Source organism: Streptomyces muensis (assembly GCF_021474425.1).
Lineage (GTDB): Bacteria > Actinomycetota > Actinomycetes > Streptomycetales > Streptomycetaceae > Streptomyces > Streptomyces muensis.
The window spans coordinates 1-2,483 of the sequence record NZ_JAKEIP010000512.1; the positions used below are offsets into that span (position 1 = coordinate 1).

Below are 2,483 nucleotides of genomic sequence, written 5' to 3' on the forward strand. Positions count from 1 at the left end.
CCGTAAGGATGCCGACATGGGTATACGCACGCTCCCCCGCCGGCAGGCCCCGGCACCGGCGCAAGCGACCGCCGACCATCCGCCGAGCCCGGCGCAGCCGCCCGTGGCCACCGACGCGAGCACCGCCCGCATCCCGGTCGACCTGATGACCACATGGCGGCGGACGGCGACAACGCTCCGCACCCGCCTCACCCACCGGACACACAGGTGGTCCGAGCTCGCCCGCGGCTACGCGTCCCGCGGATACGCGTCCCTCGCCCTCACCCTGTCCCCACGGTCCCGCCCCGCAGGGACCCGGCCTCATCCGAACCCGCACTGTCAGGCCCCGGAACCGGACGCCACACCCTGACCCCCACGGCATACAGCAGCAGCCCCAGCACGAGCCCCGCGCCCGCCCCGAAGCACAGCGTCGGGATCAGCTCCCAGTACTTCGCGGTCGACCCCCAGTAGTCCCACCAGCGCGACGCCCGCTGCACCGCCGCCACCGCGGCCAACCCGCCGATCACCGCGCCGGCCAGCCACCGGTCCCGCACCGAGAGCACCGGCACCCCGACCGGCACCCCCACCGGCACCCCGACCCGCGCGCCCGCACCCGCCCGCCGTAGCGCCACGGCCACGAACACGGCGATGACGACCGCGGCGAGGGCCGAACCGCCGTACTGGAGGTACCAGTACAGCGGCGACCCCGCGATCTCCTCGCCCAGGACCGGAAACAGCCGCATCCCCCAGCGGTCGAGATGCGTGAACGCGTCCCACACGACATGGGTCAGCGCCCCGAGCGCGGCCGAGACGTACCAGCGCGCCGCCAGCGAGACCCGGACACGCGCGCGTGGCGCCCCGCAGCGCAACAGCGCGGCCGGCCTGCCCTGCCGCCGGACCGGCAGGAGCGCCACCAGTGGCTCGCGCAGCAGCAGCCACAGGCCCACCAGCGCCCAGGCGACCACCACGTCGACGGTGAAGACACCTGGGAACGAGTGCGTGACATCGCCGAACTCCATCGCCTCCGGCAGGACACTCGCCACGTAATAGGTCATGTCGGGAGAGAAGGACCCGGCCACCAGTACTGCCGGTACGAGCGCGCCCCGGCCGGTTCCGTCGGTGCGTACGGCGGGCAGTACGGCCGCCGCGTGGCTGAGCGTGAACGGCAACGGGGCTCCTTGTGCGGGGTGTTGGCGGGGGTGTCGGCGGGCCGGTCGGCCCGGGTGGTCGAAGAGGTCAGTATGCGGGACGCCACCGGCCTGTCCGACGGGCGGAACCGTCCATGGCCAACCGGTAAAAATCGGGCACCAACGGGTGCCCCCGCAAAGGAAGTTGCCGTAGGGTCGCCTGGGTCACCGTGCCGGGGAGCCCGGTCGAACAAGTGAACAGCGACGGAAAACGTGCCGCGAGGGCAACTGTCGCGGCGAGTCGATCGTCACAACAGGGGCGGGCTCGGCACGGCGAGCCCGGCAGACAGCGTCGGGCGCTCGGGCGTCCGCAGGAGGGGTCCATTTCATGGCGGCGCAATTCGGCAGGCTGCGCAAGGGGGCGGTGAACACCACCGTGGCCGCGGTAGCGGTGGCGGCGTTGGCCGCGTCCCAGGCTCCGGGAGTGACGACGGACGACGCCGGCAGACGGATCGCCACCGGAACCCAGCCCTCACCGGACGCGGCCGCCGAGGACAGCGCGACCGGCAACTCGCCGTACTACACGGACCTGCCGCCGCTCAACAGCCCCAACCCCTCGCCGTCCGCCGACACCCCCGTCAGCCCGGGCAGCAGCGAGGCGGGCATCCCCGCGACCGTCCTCGACGCCTACAAGAAGGCCGAGACCGCGCTCCGGGAGGCCAAGCCCGGCTGCAACCTGCCCTGGCAACTCCTCGCCGCCATCGGCAAGGTCGAGTCGGGCCAGGCCCGAGGCGGCCGCGTCGACGCGAACGGCACCACCATCTCCCGGATCCTCGGCCCGCAGCTCAACGGCAACGGGTTCGCGAACATCAGCGACACCGACAACGGCGCCTACGACGGGGACAGCTCCTACGACCGTGCCGTCGGCCCCATGCAGTTCATCCCGTCCACCTGGGAGTGGGCCGGCCGCGACGGCAACGGCGACGGCAAGCGGGACCCCAACAACGTCTACGACGCCGCCCTCGCCGCCGGCCACTACCTGTGCCGCTTCGGCTGGGACCTGTCCACGCAGGGCGACCTCGACCGCGCCATCCTCAGCTACAACAACTCCCAGGACTATCTGAACCTGGTCATGAGGTGGCTGGAGTACTACCGCAAGGGCACCCACGAGATCCCGGACGGCACCGGCACCCTCCCGTCCGACCGCAGCGACGACTCGGCGGGCGCGAGCCCCACGCCGACGGCTCCCGTCACGCCCACCACACCTCCCAAGCCCGCCACGCCGACGACGCCGGGCAGCCCCGGCCCCGGCGACAACGGTGGCGGCTCCAGCAGCCCCAAGCCCACTCCGCCGAGCCCGACCCCGCCGCCCACCAC

General features: G+C 72.9%; 2 protein-coding genes. One reads left to right on the forward strand and one right to left on the reverse strand.

Annotated features, from left to right (window positions below; genetic code table 11):
- Positions 1 to 260 precede the first annotated feature (260 nt).
- Positions 261 to 1,148 (reverse strand): DUF4184 family protein, encoded by an 888-nt coding sequence (locus tag L0P92_RS43825; RefSeq protein WP_234768711.1) that lies wholly within the window; start codon positions 1,146 to 1,148, stop codon positions 261 to 263.
- Positions 1,149 to 1,494: 346 nt separating this feature from the next.
- On the opposite strand from L0P92_RS43825, the gene L0P92_RS43830 reads away from it, so the two are divergent.
- A partial coding sequence (locus tag L0P92_RS43830; protein ID WP_234768712.1) for a lytic transglycosylase domain-containing protein occupies positions 1,495 to 2,483 on the forward strand: 989 nt, incomplete at its 3' end.